This window comes from Rhizobacter sp. P3_B12 (assembly GCF_056402895.1).
The window spans coordinates 1-2,884 of sequence record NZ_JBFUGN010000794.1 but is presented as its reverse complement, the minus strand read 5'-3'; the positions used below and the strand labels follow the sequence as shown (position 1 = coordinate 2,884).

The window sequence follows — 2,884 nt, the reverse complement described above, 5'->3', positions numbered from 1 at the left end:
GCCCACCACCAGGTGGTTGCTGCCCCAGGCGTGGTCGGTGCCGTTGCTGTTGTTCGGCGTGAAGGTGCGGCCGAAGTCGCTTTGCGTGAAGGCCGTCACGGCATCGGCCATGCCGAGGTTCTTCATCGCCGCGTAGAACGCACCCAGCGCGTCGCCGACTTCCTTCAGCAGGTCGGCATGGGCGCCGGTGGTGGGCCCGCCGGTGATCTGGTTCGCATGCGTGTCGAAACTGTCGATCGACGCGAAGAAGATCTGCCGGTTGCCCTGCACCGTGCCGTTGGCGGCGATCAGCTTGGCCACCTGGTAGAGCTGCTTGGCCAGCCCCGTCTTCAGCGTGCTGCCGGAGATCAGCGGCGCGAAGGCGCTGTCGATCGCCGCCAGCGCGCCGGTGCCGCCGGGCGTCACCGCCACGGTCGCGGCGAGCCGGTCCGACACGGCGAAGGCGTTGCGCTGCGCCGCCGCATAGGCATCGGCGAGCGCGGCATCCTGCGCCTGCGCGTACAGCGCATCGATCGCCTTCTTGCGCGCGGTGTTCGACGCGTTGTTGGTCAGGTCCTTCGGCTGCAGGTTGTAGGCGCCGAACGTGGCGCCCGGGTCGGGCAGCACCAGCGGGGTCTGGGCTGACGACAGGCCGAAGCGCGTCGAGCCGGCGACCGAGATCACCGGGTTCGCGGTGCCCAGCGCCTCGGAGGCGCGGCCGCCCCAGCCGGTGCGGGTCAGCGAATCGGAGGTGCCGGTCTCCCACAGGATCTGCTGGTCGGAGTGCGAGAACAGGTTGTCGGGCAGCAGGTCGGAGCTGCTCGCCGCGGCGCGGTACTGGTCTTTCGTGAGCGGCGAGTTCAGCGTGCCGAGGTTCAGCACCGGCGCGAGCTTGCCGTCGGCCCAGGCGGTGGAGAGCGCCGCGAGCGACGGGTGCAGCCCGTAGTTGATGCCGGCCAGGTTCACGAGGTTGGCCTTCGGGATCGCGAGGCCCTTGCGCACGGCGGCGTACTGGTCGTAGCGGGTGTCGGTCGGCACGATGGTGTTGAAGCCGTCGTTGCCACCGTACATGAAGAGGCAGACCAGCGCCTTGTAGTCGGCCGCGTAGGCCGGGCGGGCGCCGAGCAGCAGGTTGGACAGCGTGCCGGTGCCGAGCGCGCCGGCCAGCGTGGCGCCGGAGCCGAGCAGCCAGCGGCGGCGGTCCATCGAAGCGGGAGCGTGGTGATGGTGTGTCATGTCGGGCTCCTTTATCGCTGGACTTGGTAGTTCGGGGAGCCGAACACGAGGTAGGCGGCCATCTTCACGCGGTTGAGCTTCTGCGCATCGGTGCTCGATCCGGACACCGACACCGCGGCGATCACGTCGGTGCGCGGCCCGGCCGGCAGCGTCTGGCCGATCGCGAGCATCGACAGCCGGTCGACCAGCTTGGCGGCATCGGTCGCGTCGGCGGTGAAGGCCGACAGGTCGACGAGCGTGCCCACCGGGTTCGGCGCGCCGCTGTCGGCCGGCTTGGTGCCGCCCCAGTCGAACAGGTAGGTCAGGAAATTGAGCCGCTCGAGCGCCGAGTTGGCGTTGTGGATGCCGAAGGCCGGGCCGACCAGCGCGGTGCCGGGCACCGGGTAGTCGGGCGGGTAGTAGTTGAAGACCGAGGGCGGGCGGAACACGTGCTGGCGCAGGCTGTCGCCCCACCACCAGCTCAGCGAGTCGCCATCGGTGTTGCCGTTCAGCGCGCGCAGCGTGCCGGTGAACATCAGCGTGGGCTCGCGCAGCTTGCCGCTGTTGCGCGTGGCGGTTTCGGCACGCGCCTCGCTGTCGAGCAGCACGGCCGCGACGGTGGCGGCCAGGTCGCCGTTCCTGCCGCTGCCCCAGCTCTTGTCGAAGTACGTGAACTTGCCGCTGCTGAACGCGGCCGACACGCGGGCCACGTACTGCGGCGTCGGGTTGCTGGTGACGAGCTGCTGGATCAGCTGCTTGCCGATGAAGGGCGCGGTGTTGGGGTGCGCCATCAGGCTGTCGAGCACGGTCTCGAGCGCGGCCGGGGCCTTGGTGCCGGCCGCGAGCTGGGCGCCACCCAGCAGGTCGCGCGCCGTGGTGTCATGGAACTTGTCGACCGCGATCATGTCGCCGCCGTAGTAGCGGCAGTTCATGCCGGTCGGGTAGCAGCCGTACGAGGTGGCGCCGCCGGCGGGGTAGGTCCAGCCGGTCAGCGCGAAGGCGTAGGCGCGCACGGTGTCGTTGCTGTAGGTCGGCACGCACTTGCCGCTCTTCAGCGAGCCATCGGTATTCAGCTCGCAGGTGCCGATGCTGAACAGCTGCAGCAGTTCGCGCGCGTAGTTCTCGTTCGGCGCGGCCTTGTCGTTGTTCGCGTTGTTCAGGAAGTCGCCCATCACCGGCGACAGCGTCACCTTCTTCAGCACGTCGCGGTAGTTGCCGAACGCGTTGTCGAGCAGGTTGTTGTAGTAGACGCGGAAGCCGTAGTTGCCGCTGACCTCGAGGCTGTTGACGACGACCACCTGCTGCAGCGCGAACGCGACGCGCTGGCGCAGCTGGTCGGGCTGCTTCACCGCATTGYGGTAGAAATCCCACAGCAGCGGCTCGGTCGAGAACCAGTCGCGCCAGCAGTCGGGCTCGTTGACGTGGGCCGGCAGCTCGCAGAACTCGGTGGCGCTGGTGTTCTGGTGGATCTCGCCGGTCTTGCCGCTGGTGTAGCGCGAGCCGTTGAGCGCCATCTGCGCGCTGATCCACGCGGCGGCGCCCTTGGACTTGATGTCGGTGACGAGGGCCTCGCTCGGGCCGAACGTGGCCTGGTCGGCGAGGCGGACGGCGTCGCGCTGGGTGGCGGTGGCCGGGGCCGTGGGGGTGGGTGCCGGCGCTGGCGCAGGGGCAGGGGCAGGCGCCGGAGCGG

Annotated in this window: 2 protein-coding genes; both read right to left on the bottom strand. The window is 69.6% G+C overall.

The window, feature by feature from the left end:
• Positions 1–1,215, bottom strand: a 1,215-nt coding sequence (locus AC1D01_RS28090; protein ID WP_477872264.1) for a DUF1501 domain-containing protein, incomplete at its 3' end; no start/stop codon positions are given.
• 11 nt (positions 1,216–1,226) lie between these two features.
• Positions 1,227–2,884, bottom strand: a 1,658-nt coding sequence (locus tag AC1D01_RS28085; RefSeq protein ID WP_477872262.1) for a DUF1800 domain-containing protein, incomplete at its 5' end; no start/stop codon positions are given.